A 16,938-nucleotide genomic window follows, 5' to 3' on the forward strand; every position below is an offset into this window, starting at 1 on the left:
CACAGGGGTCACCTGTTCTTCGGGACGATGTGGTAAGGATCGGCTCATCCGCCTCTCGGAGTATGACTCATCCAACGCGTTGGATAGAGACGTTGGACAGTGAAGGTAATTTGATTATTATCCTGACTAACGACCTGACCATGGATGCTGTCGAGATTGGCGATTTGTATAGGAGACGCTGGCAAATCGAGCTGTTCTTTAAATGGATTAAGCAGCACTTGAAGGTAAAAAGCATGTATGGGAAGAGTGAGAATGCCGTATTCAATCAATTGCGGATTGCGCTCATCGCCTTCTGCTTGCTGTTACTTCTTCAATTGAGGGTGAGCCACAACGGAAGGGTGCTACTTGTTTACAGGTGTCTACAAAACACCTGGGCACAGCCCTTCGAGGTATTTCTACGCTGCTTAAACAGACCACCGAGCCGCAGTTCGCCTGGGCGGAAAAAGATGAAACACGAGCAAGTCTTCTCCCAGACGCTGCAGCAGTACGTAGACGGAGATATTGAACACTTGGATGACCTGGAGTACGACCCAGTCTAAATACGCCAAAATCTGGAATGTAGGCTATCTGTCTAAGAGGTGTAATCTTTTTAGGCCATACACATCCAGCTAACAAACCGAACATTCCGACTACGTACTGTTGCCATGCAGTGTGATGCTCTTGACACTCCAGTGACTATTTAATGCAACGCTAGTGGGTCATAGCCACTTAACCTTGTGATTTCTGCGAGTTAAGTCGGCCATAGCGACTTAGCCGGGCTGTTATTCGAAGCTAAGTCGGTGACAGCGACTTAATTTGGCCGGGGGGCAGCTGAACGCGGGGGCTAAGTCGGTCATAGCCACTTAACCTTGTGATTTCTGCGAGTTAAGTCGGCCATAGCGACTTAGCCGGGCTGTTATTCGAAGCTAAGTCGGCCATAGCGACTTAATTTGTCATAGTCGCGGGTGAACGCGGGGGAGGGGGGGAAGCCGGTCATCTGTTCATTGTACTGTGGCTTGGTTACAAGTTTGCGAAGAAGACAAAAATCGTTCTACTGCAAGAATGCAATTTTGAAATGGAAGAATAGAATACGTTTGTGACTGAGAAGCCGTTCTCCTCGTAGGAACGGCTTTTTTGGTTTAGCAGGGTGGTCGGTAATAGACTGCATTTAATTGGTAATAGACTGCATTTAATTATATGTAGTTGTATCTTGGTGCGCTTTATATAATGTTCATAATGTTGACAAGGAATAGAATTATCATACAATAAAGTCTGTTGTACCGTAAGACAAATCCTATAAGGGAGGACAGAACGATGGCAGAGTTGAATGTAACGGGAGCGGACACGAATACCGGATACAGGCAAGAGCTTAAGCGAACGCTTGGAATCGCTGATTTACTTGTGTACGGCATGGTATTTATGGTGCCTATCGCCCCAATGGCTGTGTACGGTTATGTCTCACAGCAAAGTTACGGAATGGTTCCTCTTGTGTATCTAGTTGGTATTATTGCAATGATTTTTACTGCGCTTAGCTATCGGCAAATGAGTAAAAAGTTTCCGATTGCCGGGTCAGTGTACTCGTACGTACAACGCGGCTTCAACCCGCACGTCGGTTTTGTCGCCGGTTGGATGATTCTCGCGGATTACCTGCTTGTTCCCGCCTTGCTCTACGCATTTTCTGCCACATGGCTGCACAGTATGGCTCCAGCAATTCCAAACTGGATCTGGGTTCTCGTGTTCGTCGTTTTTAATACGATTGTAACGGGCCGCGGTATCATCTTGCAGGCGAGAACCAATTTTATACTTCTCGGTATTGAATTGATCGCACTCGTTATCTTCCTGGTTTTTGCGATCAAATTTGTCTTCATCGATGGCCACGGAGCAGGCGGGTTTTCAATGCAACCCTTGTTCCAAGCCAAGCACTTTGGATTTGGCTTTATTGCGACAGCAACATCCATCGCTGTACTCAGTTTCCTCGGTTTTGATGGTATCAGCACGCTTGCCGAAGAGACGGACAGGCCGGAAAAAACTGTAGGTACGGCCACGGTGCTTGCACTGGTTCTGCTTGGTATCATCTTCATGCTCGAAACCTACATGGGTGCGCTCGTTCACCCAGACTATCAAAATCTCGATCCGAACATGGGCTTCTTCAACCTCTCCAAGGAAGCGGGAGGTAATTTCCTGTATTACCTGTTGCTGATTGTGAACGTGATCGCTGCGGGAATCGCTAATGCACTCGCTGGCCAGTCTGCAATTTCACGGATTCTGTACTCGATGGGGCGCGACGAACTGTTGCCTTTTTCCGGCTTTCTCTCGCGGGTCCATCCGAAGTATCAAACGCCGCTCAATGCGACGTTGTTGGTTGCGATTGTCTCCGCTGCGGTCGCTATCTTCGTTCCTCAAGAAACGATTACGACGCTCGTTAATTTCGGCGCGTTATCTGCGTTTATGCTGCTGAACTTCTCTGTGTTTGTCTATTTCTACTTGAAACAGCGGCAGTACACGCACATCTTCAAATACCTCGTGTTCCCGATTCTCGGTCTTGTGATTGTTGGTTATGTGTGGTCCGGCTTTGACAAAGTCACCTTTGCATTCGGACTGAGTTGGCTCGTGATTGGCATTATCGTCGGGGCTGTAAAGTCGAAAGGCTACAAGGTTGTTCCAGCTGTCTTGAAAGACCTGTAACTGCAAGGTCGTGTTCCAAGACTTCTTTGAGCCTAGAAGAGAAACAGAGGGGTGAATCAAAGAATGGGGCATTATTTGAGCCGTGAGCAGTCTGTACTTGAATTTTCACACGCGAACGCGCCCGTCCTCAACATCGAAAGCGGTGAATCTGTTACCTTCCAGACTTACGATTGCTTCTCTGACCAAATTCAAAGCGAGTCGGATTTGGTCACGTCCATAGATTTATCCCGCGTAAATCCAGCCACAGGTCCGGTGTTTGTAAAAGATGCCAGACCCGGTGATATTTTAAAGGTTAAGATTGAAGATGTCCGTGTTCGTAGTTGGGGAGTCATCAGTACTTTGCCGAACATGGGTGTACTAATCCATACAGCTGAAACCAAGACAAAGATCGTCCCCGTAGACGATAGTAAAATAGCCCACTTTAATGAACGGATCGAGTTCGATGTCAATCCAATGATCGGTGTGATTGGCGTAGCACCGGCCGGAGAGTCAGTGCCATGTGGTCATCCTGGCGCTCACGGTGGGAACATCGACACTCACACCATTACCAAAGGAGCGACTGTGTACTTCCCTGTCAACGTGGAGGGGGCTTTGTTTGGTCTCGGTGATGTCCATGCGTCCATGGGCGACGGGGAAATCTGCGGAACGGGCATCGAGATCGCGGGGGAAGTAACAGCTACGTTATCCGTGCTTCGCGGTCACACCATTACACGGCCTGTAGTGGAAACGGATGAGGCCTGGTACACGGTAGCAGAGGATCACAATCTTGAAACTGCGATTCGGATTGCTTGTGAGGATATGCAAAGGCTTCTAGTGGCCCGCTGGGATCTATCTCCAACTGAAGCCTACCTTCTGATGTCGGTCGCAGGTGACGTGCGCATGTGCCAGTGTTGTAAACCGTCTCCCGTCGAGCAGGTTGCTCGTTTTCGGATGCCGAAACTTCGGAACTTGCCTCGTCTGCTTGGAGAATAGCGGATAGATTCACAGACGCTGCAGATTGTCCATCGGCGGCTTTGTATATTCCAACGTGTAGGAGGAAAAGAGATGGCAATCAGTGCAACCTCCAAAATTGTACCGATTTCCGGTGGCTTCCATGTGTGGACGCGTCGGATCGGAGAGAGCCCGATCAAGATGTTGATCCTTCACGGTGGTCCAGGGTCAACGCACGAGTACTTGAAGATCTTCGAGAACTATCTGCCTCCTGCAGGTGTAGAGATCTATTTCTACGATCAACTCGGCTCCTATTATTCCGACCAACCGGATGATGTTTCCCTGTGGACGGTCGAGCGATTTCGCGAGGAAGTGGAGGAAGTCCGTAAGTTTCTGGGTCTCGAGCAATTTTACCTCTGCGGCCAATCTTGGGGCGGATTTCTGGCTATCGAGTATGCGCTCAAGTATCAGTCTGAGTTGAAGGGACTCATCATCTCGAATATGGCCGCAAGTATTCCATCCTATGTGAGGTACATCAACCAACTGCGATCGAATGTGCCAGATGAAATCCTTCGGGTGCTCGAAAAATACGAAGCGGCCGGAGACTACGAAGCGGAAGAGTACCAAACACTCCTGGTTCAACACTTGTATAACAAGCACTTGTGCCGGCTTGATCCGTGGCCGCAAGATGTCGTGAACGGGTTCGCGCACATTAATCCGCAAGTGTACAACACCATGCAGGGACCGAACGAGTTTGTCGTCACGGGGACGTTTAAGGACTGGGACCGGTGGGACGATCTCCGTCGCATTGAGGTCCCGACGCTTGTCCTCGGCGGTCGCCACGATACGATGGACCCGGAGGATATTGAAGAGATGGGCCGCCGTATCCCGAAATCCCGCGTCGGCATCTGCGAAAATGGCAGCCATCTGTCGATGTGGGATGATGCTGAGAGTTATTTTGATTTTGTGAAGTCGTTTGTTAAGGATGTCGAGGACGGGCGGATGAGGTAGTCGCCACCTCGGGATGTTCACACCTGGTGGACTTCGCTGACTGGAAACAGATTGAACAGGTTTGAACAGGTTTGAACAGGTTTGAACAGCACGGCTCAGGTGTGCTCGGTGGCACCGGACCGTGTTGTTTTTATTGCTGAAAGGGTTCGTTCGAAAGGTAAGGACAAAGTTTATCGGAGGTATAAGGAAGGCCTTTCCTTCGAAAGTGGTTATCAGGTTTGTCGAAAGTAGTTATCAAGTTTGTCGAAAGCGGCGAAAGAAGTGAGCCGAACAGAAATATAGATACATAGTAACAAAGGGGGGCATTCCCATGAGTGACGTACGGACATATCCCAGATTTGAAGGCATCCACACCTTCATGCGGTTTAATTACGAACCGAGCCCACAACCGGTTGATGTCGTTTTACTTGGTGCTCCGTTTGATACGGCGGCCAGCTATCGCGTTGGCGCACGTTTTGGCCCGGAAGCGATCCGACGCGTGTCGTCGTTGCTCCGGCCCGCCAATATGTATCATAGAATTCGACCAGATGACTCTCTGCGTATCGTAGACGGTGGGGATGCGATGGTGATTCCAGGAAACATAGAACGGAGTTACGCAAGCATCACGGAACGGGTTTCCTCATGGTTGGCCGAGGGGGCAACACCCATCATGCTTGGTGGGGATCACTCAATTGCACTGGCTGAACTTCGTGCCCTTGCGGGGAAGTACGGACCAGTTGCAATGATTCAATTCGACGCCCATGGAGACACTTCGGACGAATACTGGGGTGAGAAGGATACGCAAGCTACACCGTTCCGGAGTGCGGTGGAGGAGGGGCTGCTCAATCCGGCAAAGTCAACACAGATAGGGATGCGGGGAACTGTGTATGACACGAATGATATTGAAGCGGGCAGGCAACTGGGCTTTGACGTGGTCACGATGGAGCAGGTTCGTGAACGCGGACTAAAACCGGTCATGCAAGCTGCGCAATTGAGGGCTGGGAATACGCCAGTCTTCGTAAGTTTCGATATTGATTGTCTTGATCCCGCTTACGCCCCAGGCACGGGAACGCCGGAGATTGGCGGTTTTACGACCTTTGAGGCCCAGCACATGATCCATCAGTTGGTCGGGTTGAACTGCGTTGGATTTGACGTGGTGGAAGTATTGCCGTCGCAGGACGTGAGCGAGATTACTGCCCTTGCTGCAGCAACGGTTGCCTTCGAGTTCCTTACCCTGATTGCTGTCAACAACAAGTTCAAATCGCGGTAACATTATTAAACCGGATCGCCTCGCCTCGCCTACGAAACGGCTCATTCGGAATGCACAGAATCGACCTCCATCTAGCGGCCAGCCACAGATGGAGGCTTGAGTTGGTCACAGCGACTTAATTTGGCCGAATCGCGGCTGAACGCAGGAGCTAAGTCGGTCAGAGCGACTTAACCTTGCGATTTCTGCTTGCCCGGCTACCTACCCTGACGGAACCTGCGCCGGTCTTTGCCATTTCCATGCCCATATCCCCATATCTCCATATCCCCCCCCATCTCCATCTCCATCGCGATCTACATGAAAGTTGTCAGGAGCTCCTAAGTACGATTGCGGGGCTTTTTTGCAAGGGCTGGGATGGCCATCGTATCGGCTTCCGGCGTCGTGTCAGCGTCGGCAAGGATCTGTCCGACACGCTGCAAACGCTCCGGTTCCCGTGCCAGCCGAAGGATAAACACGAAGCCGCCAATGACGTACGCCAAAACAATGTACGGCAGCATGTTGTACGGTGCAGGTGGGATAGGATAGAAGGATGCGGACAGCGGGATAAACATAATAAACGCCGCGATCACGGGGAGAACAGCGTTTTGAATGGGATGTTTTCGAACGGCTCCGAGCATCACCTGGTACCGGACAAAACCAATCGCTGCGAGGATGTACACAGGAATAATTCCAAGCGTCAGCAGAGCCCCGAGATATCCGTAGGTGTTCGACGGTCCGACGGAAAACCCCATGGCCAGTAAAACGACCAGTGATAAAACAGACTGCGTCACGATAGCATTTGTCGGCGTACCGTGTTCCGGATGGATTTTGCTTAGACTGGAATGAAGCACACCTTCACGGCCCATAGCATAAATGACGCGGGCCACAGCATTGTGAACATTGATCGTCACCGCGATGATGCTGCTGATACCTGCGAGGGCAAGCAGAAGGACGAGCAGAGGACTGCCGTACCTCGACGCGAGGGTCACAAACGGGGATGGATCGTTCGCCAGTGCCCTCATATTGTTAAGCCCGTAGCCGTTGACCTCTGCAAAGGTTGCGATCACGTAAAGCACGCCAACACCAAGCGTTGAACCCATCAGCGCGAGGTATACGTTCTTTCGTGCATCGCGGACCTCTTCGGCTAGTGTCGTGGCCGATTCAAAGCCGACAAAAGAAAGCACACCGTAAACCATGCCAAGCGCAATGCCAGAAAATCCGGAGGGGCTGCGCGCTGGACTGAAGGGACTGAAGTGAATACCGTCAAACCCTCCCCTCGCGAGGATGATGAAGCATAAGACGAGTAAGACCATCACCTCGCCGGCAAACAGCACAAGGCTGATTTTGAGCGACTGCTTTGCACCGAACGAAGATAGGACAAGCACAAACAGCCAGGCGATGACGGAGATGACGTACCAAGGAATGAGAATGTGCAAGTAGGTTTTTAGTACTTCGCTCACAGTAATGCCGACCAGTGCTTCTTCCGCGGGTTCAAGCAGACTGTAGCCGATGTTCATAAGCCACCCCGAGATAAACCCTGTCTTTGGTCCAAACCCTTTCGTCGCAAAGGTGTAGAAGGCACCTGCACTCGGCGCAATCTTGCTGAATTCGCCAATCGTGTTTGCAAGAATCAAACAGGCAGCGAGGGAGATGACAAACGTGAGAGGCATTGCTGCACCAGCGAAACTGGCAGCGTAGCCTGTGTTGTAATACATCGATACAGCCGGACCCATGAATGCTGCAGACATGATGATGGCATCCCATACTGATAGATTGCGATGAAGACGGCGGGGTTGCTCAGACATGCGTGTCCTCCTGATTATGTGCTTGTTGATCCGACTGTCTTCGATCCGATTTCTAAATCATACATTCGGCGGCGCAACCTGCTGGGCATGTGCCGGTTTGGCCACCTCGGACTTGTGGCAGGCACAAGTTGACGTTGTGTCTTTTTGGCGGCTACTAGCGCACTTGTTTCACAACTGGGCAGGCTTGGTTACCACGCACCAGGGGCATGACGCACTCATCAGTATGTCCAATTCCGTTCCAAGGGTCTCTATTTATCCGCTCTATTGTTTGTGAGAGCATAATCCTCTGAACGGAATCATCCGAGCACAATCGCCTGACTACGATCCTCTGATTATAATCCCCGAGCAGACAATCAGTCGTGACACCCAATTATTGTTCAGATAGACAAGCATCCAAGCTGATGCCGAACACGCCTCGTACTATGAACAGGTCACTACAAGGAGGACACCAGGAGGCGGAGTTGAATGGCCAAGGCGAAGGGGCACCCTGCGTTTGTACCGGGTCAGCTCATCGTAAAGTTTAAGTCGACAGCAACCACAAGTGCTATCAATGCGGTCTATCGACAGAGGGGACACAAACTTATCCGGCGTGACAGGTTTCTCAGACATCACGTGATTCAAGTCAAAAACGTAAAGCGGGCTATGGCATGGTATAAGAGTCATCCACTCGTTGAATTCGCTCATCCAAACTACTACTGCTACACATCTGCAACTCCGAACGATCCGTTGTTTCCGACTCAATACGGCCTCCGGCAGATCAACACGCCGGATGCGTGGAACGTGACTATCGGATCGAACCGGGTCATTATTGCCGTCGTCGATACCGGTATTCAATACAACCACCCGGACCTGTCGACAAAACTCCTTGCCGGATACAACTTTGTGTCGAACAATACCAACTGGAATGATGACAACGGCCACGGTACACACGTCGCCGGTATTGCAGGAGCCATCACCAACAACAATATTGGCATCGCTGGTACATCACCACTCTGCCGACTCTTGCCAGTGAAAACGCACAACAGCCAAGGCATTGGTACGATAGATAACGCGGCCCGCGGCATTGTGTATGCTTCGAACCGTGGTGCGCACGTGATTAATATGAGTTGGAGCACCACCGCCTATGTAGAGATCCTTGAGCAGGCGTGTGCGTATGCGTGGAATCGGGGATCGGTGCTTATCGCTGCAGCCGGGAACTCATCCACCAACGTTTACAATTACCCCGCTGCATTCACAACCGTCATCGCGGTGGCTGCCACTACATCTGCTGACACGAAGGCTTCGTTTTCGAACTACGGAAGATGGGTCAATGTGGCTGCACCGGGAGTCGACATCATGTCGACTTACCCGACGAGTACGTACCGAACGTTGAGTGGAACCTCGATGTCCGCACCCTTTGTCTCTGGTACAGCTGCTTTATTGGCTGCGCAGGGGAGAACGAAACTTCAAATTGTGCGTGCTCTTCAGTTGACAGCAGACAAGATTTCGGGGACAGGGGTGTACTGGATTTATGGACGCATCAATGCAAACCGGGCGGTCAGAAGTGCCTTCACGATTTCCCGCACCAGAAGAAGTCGTGTCAGGGTCAGCGTGAGGTTGCCGTATGCGGCAAAAAAAGCTCTGGAATCAAGGGTTGCAGCGAGGAGTTTGCAGGGCTCGGGGATCCGGATTCGATATCAGCGTCCACTCAAGGTGCGAGCGGCCCACAAATAAACCACATAAATAAAGGAACTGCCTCGTGGAGGGAACCACGAGGCAGTTTATCAAAGTGGCAGGAACCACGAGGCGGTTTTCCAAGAGTAGTACAACCCAGCGGGGCAGTCTGTCACAGTGGACCAATCCATGATGAGGCAGTCTATACAGGGGAGTTCGCTCCGAAGCCAATGTCTGTGCACGAGACTAGAAGCGGATCTCCGTACGTTGGTCGAGGCTCTGGCGCCAGACTTCTTTCGGCCACATGGTAGAGCCGCCGTGGCGTACACTTTCCACGCGTCCGTCTTTCGTGTGGAAGTGGACTAGTTCAGCTGCAGATCCGCCGCTGCTGGTCTCGACAATTTTGAAGGTTTCGCCCTCGAGCCACTCGAGTTTCTCGATCATTGCCATCGGATCCCACCCGTAGGTATGCACGCTCCTCAAGGTGTCCCCGGTTGCTAGGATCTTCATGTCTCCCCACAGGTTCGCGTACGAGCCTTCAAGGTGGGACCAGTCATGCTCTGCCGCCTTTGAGGCATGCTCCTCGAAGTAGTTGATGACCTTGTAGATGGCAGAGAGAATCGGATCGGCCGGTCCATCAATGGCGTTCGTCAGCACGGTGACGACGAGGCCTTCTTTGCCATCGGCCATGGTCTTGGTGATGCAACCAGGGAAACCGCCGCTGTGACCAAACGTCTCTCGATCTCCGTACGGCGTCAGGAAAAAGCCCAGGCCATATGAGGTGTTGCTCTTCTGGCCTGGCACAAGCGACGGCCACGCTGCTCGCTGCATCTCCTTTTTCGATTCATCGCTGAGGAGCTTTCCTGACCCAACCATCTGTGCGGCGAAATAGGCACACAGGTCTTCCGTGGTCGAGCAAAATCCGGTCGCGGGGGACATAAATTCTGTGCTGATGGCCGCGATGGGCAGACGATGTTTGGATTCCGGCCGTGTGTAACCGGTAACGAGATCGTCAGGCTGGGGCTGGTTCAGTTCCGGACGGTACTCGGGGAAGGTGTGCTCGAGTCCGAGCGGGCGGATAATTTTGTCGAGCATGAACTCGTTATACGGTTGTCCGCTCACGGCTTCAATGACCATTCCGAGCAGGGTATAGCCGTAGTTGGTGTATTTCATTTTGGTGTTGTTTTCGAGAATCAGCCCGATCTCTTTCATCTCGCTGATAAACCGCTCTTCGTCTGGGAACGGACGATCAATCGCCCAGTAGTCGGTGTCAAGCCCGTCGCGGATGACACCGGCGCCGTGCGACAGCAGCTGACGCAGGGTCACGTTCGTATAGCGGGCATCAGGGTTTTCCGTGAGCCAGGGGAGGTAGTTGACCACCGGATCGTCAATGCGAAGGCGTCCTTGTTCCGCGAGCAACATGATGGCGGTCGCGGTAAAGGTCTTGGAATGGGAGGCGATGCGAAACACGTGTCCCGGAGTCATCGGGATTTTTCGCTCAAGGTCTGCATAACCGTAGGCCTCGTTCATGAGCACCTCGCCTTTGTAGGCCACGGCGGCGACAAAGCCAGGTACGTCTGCTTCTTCATATCGTTCGGAAAGCCACATTTTAATATAGCGAATAGCATGATCGAGCGCGCCTCTGTTCATTCAGGAACCTCCTCAAGGGTCAGGGATAGGGGTGTCAGGATAAGGGTCAGGGATACAGGTCAGGGATACAGGTCAGGGATACAGGTCAGGGATACAGGTCAGGGATACAGGTCAGGGATACAGGTCAGGGATACAGGTCAGGGATACAGGTCAGGGATACAGGTCAAACGGATCGAGATCAACAGATAAGGTCAGGGACAGATGAATGGCTAACTTCCCTGTCTGAATCATAACAAATTTGTCCCATGTTGATCATGATCCGTTCTACTTGGGGCAGGCTAGCACAAGAGTGGGTAGATTGACGCGGCACAAATAAGGATGGTATGAGGGTCACGGATGGCATGAGGGTCGCCGATGGCCTGAGGGTCACGGATGGCATGAGGGTCGCCGATGGCCTGAGGGTCACGGATGGCAATGAGGGTCATTTAATTTATGAAAGCGGATGGGACAGATCTCCGGGACCTGTCACCCAAATTCGGAGGGGCTCCTTAATAGTATGACACATTAGTGAATGTTCATCATAATGTGTTGCAATATGAGATGAATGAGTTATTCTAATGACTGGAGCTTACGTCTGAGGACGAGTATAAAAAACCGGGAGGCAACCCGATGATCGCCAACACCTTTAGCGAGCAACTGCAAGACGTTCTTCGTTCCGCCAAGACCTACGAGAATCTGTCGACTTCCGAACTGATTGAGATGGCACTCACCAGAGGTGAGGCAATTCTGACAGATACCGGGGCTCTCTGCGCAACAACGGGCAAGTTTACGGGGCGTTCACCGCAAGACAAGTTCTTTGTCCTTGATGATGAAAGCGAAAAGACCGTTCATTGGGGAGCAGTCAACCGCAGCATCGATGAGTCGGCGTTTCGTCGTTTGTATCAGGAAGCTATGGCCGTGATTCAAGAAAAGGGAGCCTTCGTATTTGACGGTTATGCCGGTGCGGATGCAGAGCTGCGCATGCCAATCCGCGTTGTCACAGAATACGCCTGGCACAACCTGTTTGCGCACCAGTTGTTTATCCGTCCGCAGGAGAACGAACTGGAAAGCCACCAAGCGGAGTTCACGGTGATTGATGTTCCTTCTCTCAAAGCCGATCCCGCACGCGACGGCACTCATTCCGATACCTTTATTTTTATCTCCTTGGCGTACAAGATTGTCCTGATTGGGGGAACAGAGTACGCTGGTGAGATCAAGAAATCGGTGTTCACCATTCTGAACTATTTTCTCCCTCAAAAGGGTGTCATGCCGATGCACTGCTCAGCGAATGAAGACCGGGAAAGTGGACATGTGGCACTCTTTTTCGGCTTGTCAGGCACGGGCAAGACCACCTTGTCTGCAGATCCGCAGCGGAGCCTCATTGGAGACGATGAGCACGGCTGGGGTGACGATGGAGTGTTCAACTTTGAAGGCGGCTGCTATGCAAAGTGCATTGGCCTGTCTGCGGAACAGGAGCCTGAGATCTGGAACGCGATCCGATACGGCACCGTTCTCGAAAATGTCGTTGTGGATCCGGGTAGCCGAACTGCCGATTATGCTTCGAGCGAGTTGACGGAAAACACGCGGGCTGCGTATCCAATTGACTATATCCCAAATGCGAAGCTGCCAAGCCGAGGCGGACATCCTTCCGTGGTCATTTTCCTCACGGCGGACGCGTCGGGTGTCCTTCCCCCAATCTCGAAGCTGAGCAAGGAACAGGCCATGTATCATTTCCTATCCGGCTACACCAGTAAATTGGCAGGTACGGAACGGGGCGTCACCTCACCCCAGCCGACGTTTTCCGCTTGTTTCGGGGAACCGTTTCTTCCACTTAATCCCGTGACTTATGCAAACATGCTTGGTGACAAGATTGACGCGTTCAACACGTCGGTCTATCTGGTGAACACAGGATGGAGCGGGGGGCCGTACGGAGTTGGCAAACGCATGAAACTGTCTTACACCCGTAGGATGGTGAACGCCGCATTGTCAGGCGAATTGGATTCGGCCTCTTACTCGCACGATCCGGTCTTCGGACTCGCGATCCCCGACCACGTTGAGGGAGTTCCGACCGACTTGCTCCAACCGAAGATGACGTGGCAAAACGGCGAAGACTATGACCGCGCAGCGCATGACCTCGGAGAGGCATTTCGCCGTAACTTTGAGAAGTTCACGGATGTGCCAGCCGAGATTCAGGAGGCCGGGCCGACGGCGTAGGCAGCGCCGCGGGGTAGCGAGCGCCGTGAAGGTAGGCCACGAAGGTAGGCCACGAAGGTAGGCCACGAAGGTAGGCCACGCATGAGTCCCCAGGATGACCGTGATACGGGCGTCTCGGGGGACTTTTTATGTATGCGCATGCAGAGGATTAGCAGGATCCATAGGATTCGCGGGATTCATTCAGCTTGGTTATATCGATCCCCTGGAGTACTGTAATTCAAGTGGTGGAGCAAGTAGAACGGCAAATAGACGTGGTCATTTCGAGTGGGTAAGTTAGGTCATAACAACTCACTCATTCGCACCTGTTCCGAAGATAATAACTGAAGGAAAATGATGGACACAGGTTACGGCATCGTGATCGAAGCGGAACTTGCCATGCGTAAAGCGCGACAAAATCCAAGCGGACGTGTCTGACGAGGGCGCTAATATTACCGTTAAAGGGGGGAGGAAGGTACGGCGGGTTACAAAGCGAGCGTGAAAGGTGCGGTCAAGCTGGAATTATAGCCTGCTGTGGCTGGTCTTGCCGAGGAGGGTGGAACGGATCAATATCGGCCAGATGGAAATTCACTGACGGTTGCCTGAGGTCAACCAGCCTCGACGTTGCCCGGATCGGGCTTTCGTACAGGGCACTGGGGGGCCGTTTTCGCTTGCCTTTTGAGGTGGGGGTCAGGAGGACGTTTGAATTGACAGGGATTCAAACCTGTCAGAGGAATAAATGAAAGTGACTTAATGGAATTCCAATCTAAACCTTATAAGTACTAGAGGTGAGAGCCCGATGGAATTTGACGACGAGTGCGACCGCTTTGTTCAGAAACATCGTCAGCTTCGCTCCGACTCACGGCTCAGACGGATCAGTAGCGGGCTGGGGCATGCCGAAATCACCTTTCTGAGAAACGTATGGTGGCCAATGTTTCATAGTTTTGAAAACCTCCATCCAGAGTACGAGATTCGAGATTATAAAGATGGAAATAGATACATCGATTTTGCCTACATACTGCCGCACTTTCGTCTCGCTATTGAGATCGACGGGCTCAGCACACACTGGCGGGAGATTACTCAAGAACAATTTGAACAGCATAATCAGCGGCAGAACATGCTTATCATTGACGGATGGTACCTATTGAGATTTACGTACGAAACTGTAAATTCCCATCCTCGTATCTGTGAACAAGCCATACAACAGCTGCTTGGCCGGTGGCAGGGAAATTCGTCTGTACTGCGGCAACTCTCGATGAAGGAACGTGAGATCGCAGGACTAGCAGTAAAATCTCCGCGTCCGATAACCGCCGCCGACGTCTCACAACAGCTCGGTATATCAACGCGATATGCCCGAACGCTGCTCAAGGGACTCACCGAAAAACGCTGGCTTGTCCCAGCAACGGGCCATATCCGCCATACGTCATACCACTTACACGAATCAAAAATGGGCGTTAGGTGGTAGAGGAACTGAGTTCCTCTCCGTTCGGCCCGGAGGCGCGTGGACTGAGATTTAGCGGAACTGAGTTCCTCTGCGGCCGGGCCGTAGGCGGGTGGCGTGGATTTAGCGGAACTGAGTTCCTCTGCTGCAGGCCCTGCGGCGCGAGGCGGAGATTTAGCGGAACTGAGTTCCTCTGCGGCCGGGCGGGAGGCGCGTGGCGGAGATTTAGCGGAACTGAGTTCCTCTGCGGCCGGGCGGGAGGCGCGAGGCGGACATTTAGCGGAACTGAGTTCCTCTACGGCCGGCCCTGCGGCGCGTGGCGTGGATTTAGCGGAACTGAGTTCCTCTGCGGCCGGGCGGGAGGCGCGAGGCGTGGATTTAGCGGAACTGAGTTCCTCTGCGGCCGGGCGGGAGGCGCGAGGCGGAGATTTAGCGGAACTGAGTTCCTCTGCGGCCGGCCCTGCGGCGCGTGGCGTGGATTTAGCGGAACTGAGTTCCTCTGCGGTCGGGCCGGAGGCGCGAGGCGGAGATTTAGCGGAACTGAGTTCCTCTGCGGCCGGCCCTGCGGCGCGTGGCGTGGATTTAGCGGAACTGAGTTCCTCTGCTGCAGGCCCTGCGGCGCGAGGCGGAGATTTAGCGGAACTGAGTTCCTCTGCGGCAACTCGGTGGTGCCGCCTGCGCCGGGTGGATACCGACTCCTGAGCCATCTTAATGGAACACACAATGATTGGACGGTCTAAATGCTCCCCTGGCGGTTCAAGAGTAAACATTTCTACCTACCATGTTTGTTGACAGAAAATTATGTACAATCGGTGCTGTTGAGGATGAAAATGAGGATGAAAATGAGGATGAAAATGAGGATGAAAATGAGGATGAAAATGAGGATGAGGATGAGGATGAGGATGAGGATGAGGATGAGGATGAGGATGAGGATGAAAATGAGAAAGTGGTAGACAACGTGAGAAAACTGTGGAGGGTGAGAATGAGAAAACGGTACGCAACGTATGAAAACAGTGGGGAACGTGAGCTGAAAATGGAGGGAACCAAATGAAAAACGCGTCGATAGAAGATACCGACTTTACGAAGCGCCTCGAACGCTTCGCGGAGGTGACTGTGAGAGTTGGACTAAATCTGCAAGAAGGGCAACCACTTTTCATTTTTGCACCGATTGAGGCAGCGCCGTTCGTCCGAATGGTGATGCGAAAAGCATATGAGGTCGGTGCGAGTGATGTAGAAGTCGACTGGGCGGATGACGCTTGCACACGCCTTCGATTTGAATGTGCGCCAGAGTCGGCGTTTGATGAGTTCCCTGAGTGGCGCGTAAAACAGGCCGATCACGTCATTGATCGAGATGGCGCCGTTCTTGAAGTGTACGCGACCGACCCTGATCTGCTTGCGGGCATTGATCCAAATCGGATCGCCAAGGCTATGAAGGTGCAGCGTCAAGCCCTGGTTCGGATGCAAGAAGCAATGACAAAGATGCAAGTGAGCTGGCTGATTGTATCCGTCCCAACACAGCCATGGGCGAACAAGGTATTTCCGGAAATTGCAGCGGACGATCGCGTAGAGCGACTTTGGGAAGCCATCCTCGACACATCGCGAATTGCGGGCGATGACACGATCGCGGCGTGGCAAGATCATATCCAAGAGTTGGACGAACGAGCTGCCTATCTGAACTCATTAAGATTGGCAAAGCTTCACTATCGCTCATCTGAAACCAATCTGTCGATTGAGCTGCCGGATGGACATGTCTGGGTTTCTGCAGGCCACACGAAAGCATCCGGGGTCACCATCGTGCCAAACATCCCGACAGAAGAAGTGTTCACTGCACCGAAACGCGATGGTGTGAACGGCGTGGTGCGAAGCACGCGTCCGCTCAACTACGGAGGGGTGTTGATTGATGATTTCACCTTGACGTTTGAAGACGGACGAATCACGGGCTGTACCGCGAAAAGTGGACTGGAGACACTCCAACAGTTGATCGAATCCGATGATGGCGCTCATTATCTCGGAGAGGTGTCTCTCGTGCCTCACAATTCTCCGATCTCGCAACTAGGTATCCTCTTCTACAACACGCTCTTTGACGAGAATGCGTCTTGCCATTTGGCCATTGGGAATGCCATCTCCGTGTGCATAGAGGGAGGTACGGAGATGACGAAGGATGAATTGACCGCCAACGGAGCGAACTACAGTTTGACGCATGTGGACTTTATGATGGGATCGGCCGATCTCGATATTGACGGCTTCACACACGACGGACGCGTGATTCCGATCTTCAGGCAGGGCAACTGGGCAACGACAGTAGACGGAAATTAAATGAAACCGGCTTACCCTACGACGATTCGTTAGCGAATTCGTGAGGGTTAAAACCGAAAAACGAAAAGGAATAG

At 52.4% G+C, this 16,938-nt stretch carries 13 protein-coding genes; 11 read left to right on the plus strand and 2 right to left on the minus strand.

The window, feature by feature from the left end:
* The 5 genes from AN477_RS12335 to speB form a co-directional block, all read left to right on the plus strand.
* The coding region (locus tag AN477_RS12335; protein WP_211265974.1) for a transposase at window positions 1–539 on the plus strand (539 nt) is incomplete at its 5' end.
* A gap of 754 nt (window positions 540–1,293) precedes the next feature.
* Window positions 1,294–2,664, plus strand: a complete 1,371-nt coding sequence (locus tag AN477_RS12340) for an APC family permease (RefSeq protein WP_054969471.1) — start codon at window positions 1,294–1,296, stop codon at window positions 2,662–2,664.
* A 63-nt stretch (window positions 2,665–2,727) separates the two neighbouring features.
* Window positions 2,728–3,636, plus strand: a complete 909-nt coding sequence (locus tag AN477_RS12345; protein ID WP_054969472.1) for an acetamidase/formamidase family protein — start codon at window positions 2,728–2,730, stop codon at window positions 3,634–3,636.
* 72 nt (window positions 3,637–3,708) lie between these two features.
* Window positions 3,709–4,605, plus strand: a complete 897-nt coding sequence (locus AN477_RS12350; RefSeq protein ID WP_054969473.1) for a proline iminopeptidase-family hydrolase — start codon at window positions 3,709–3,711, stop codon at window positions 4,603–4,605.
* A gap of 310 nt (window positions 4,606–4,915) precedes the next feature.
* Window positions 4,916–5,854, plus strand: a complete 939-nt coding sequence (speB, locus tag AN477_RS12355; protein ID WP_054969474.1) for an agmatinase — start codon at window positions 4,916–4,918, stop codon at window positions 5,852–5,854.
* A gap of 314 nt (window positions 5,855–6,168) precedes the next feature.
* Here speB and AN477_RS12360 read toward each other — a convergent pair whose 3' ends face one another.
* Window positions 6,169–7,635 carry an APC family permease gene (locus AN477_RS12360; protein WP_054969475.1) on the minus strand — a complete coding sequence of 489 codons (1,467 nt, stop codon included), beginning with the start codon at window positions 7,633–7,635 and terminating at the stop codon, window positions 6,169–6,171.
* A 465-nt stretch (window positions 7,636–8,100) separates the two neighbouring features.
* Here AN477_RS12360 and AN477_RS12370 point away from each other — a divergent pair, with 465 nt between their 5' ends.
* Window positions 8,101–9,348 carry a S8 family peptidase gene (locus AN477_RS12370; RefSeq protein WP_054969477.1) on the plus strand — a complete coding sequence of 416 codons (1,248 nt, stop codon included), beginning with the start codon at window positions 8,101–8,103 and terminating at the stop codon, window positions 9,346–9,348.
* Between the two features lie 186 nt (window positions 9,349–9,534).
* Here the strand turns inward: AN477_RS12370 and AN477_RS12375 are convergent, their stop codons facing one another.
* Entirely contained in the window at window positions 9,535–10,938 is a 1,404-nt protein-coding gene (locus AN477_RS12375) for a serine hydrolase domain-containing protein (protein ID WP_054969478.1), read from the minus strand.
* Between the two features lie 609 nt (window positions 10,939–11,547).
* On the opposite strand from AN477_RS12375, the gene pckA reads away from it, so the two are divergent.
* The 5 genes from pckA to AN477_RS12400 all read left to right on the plus strand — a co-directional run bounded on the left by pckA (window position 11,548) and on the right by AN477_RS12400 (window position 16,864).
* Complete coding sequence (gene pckA, locus AN477_RS12380) at window positions 11,548–13,131, plus strand: phosphoenolpyruvate carboxykinase (ATP) (RefSeq protein ID WP_054969479.1); 1,584 nt, start codon at window positions 11,548–11,550, stop codon at window positions 13,129–13,131.
* A gap of 775 nt (window positions 13,132–13,906) precedes the next feature.
* A complete protein-coding gene (locus AN477_RS12385) occupies window positions 13,907–14,572 on the plus strand; it encodes a PDDEXK family nuclease (protein WP_054969480.1) in 666 nt (221 codons plus the stop codon).
* A gap of 93 nt (window positions 14,573–14,665) precedes the next feature.
* Window positions 14,666–15,250, plus strand: a complete 585-nt coding sequence (locus tag AN477_RS12390) for a hypothetical protein (protein ID WP_054969481.1) — start codon at window positions 14,666–14,668, stop codon at window positions 15,248–15,250.
* Window positions 15,251–15,329: 79 nt separating this feature from the next.
* On the plus strand, window positions 15,330–15,599 hold the full coding sequence (locus AN477_RS25260) for a hypothetical protein (protein WP_054969482.1): 270 nt from the start codon (window positions 15,330–15,332) through the stop codon (window positions 15,597–15,599).
* The gene (locus AN477_RS12400; RefSeq protein ID WP_054969483.1) at window positions 15,596–16,864 is read left to right on the plus strand and encodes an aminopeptidase; all 1,269 of its coding nucleotides are present in this window, start codon (window positions 15,596–15,598) and stop codon (window positions 16,862–16,864) included. The genes AN477_RS25260 and AN477_RS12400 overlap by 4 nt, the downstream gene beginning before the upstream one ends.
* Window positions 16,865–16,938 lie beyond the last annotated feature (74 nt).

Source organism: Paenalicyclobacillus ferrooxydans (genome assembly GCF_001399675.1).
Classification (GTDB): domain Bacteria; phylum Bacillota; class Bacilli; order Alicyclobacillales; family Alicyclobacillaceae; genus Alicyclobacillus_B; species Alicyclobacillus_B ferrooxydans.